The organism is Microbacterium sp. ZXX196 (assembly GCF_009709595.1).
GTDB lineage: Bacteria > Actinomycetota > Actinomycetes > Actinomycetales > Microbacteriaceae > Microbacterium > Microbacterium excoecariae.
The window spans coordinates 1-282 of sequence record NZ_WMEE01000087.1; the positions used below are offsets into that span (position 1 = coordinate 1).

Consider the following 282-nt stretch of genomic DNA (forward strand, 5'->3'; position numbering starts at 1 on the left):
ACCTGCATCTGCTAAACAAGTCCATACAGCATATTGGGCCATACCTGAAACTTGCTCCGACCAAACTGGAAATTCTGCCGCATCAAAAGGAATTTTCTTTTGTAATTTTTGAATGATCTGCTGATCTTCATAGAATAGAACTGTACCAAATCCTGCCGAGCATTGATCAACCTTCAGTTCTACACCAGCAAAAATATGCGCGGGGACTAACTTGCGCTGCACTTCTTTTACGACATTCCAAAAGTGATGATGTGAATCGCCCATTAAAATCACAATACAAGT

At 40.8% G+C, this 282-nt stretch carries 1 pseudogene; it reads right to left on the reverse strand.

Annotated features, from left to right (window positions below):
• A pseudogene (locus tag GJQ66_RS12375) lies at positions 1 to 264 on the reverse strand (hypothetical protein); the annotation flags it as partial.
• Positions 265 to 282: the final 18 nt, after the last annotated feature.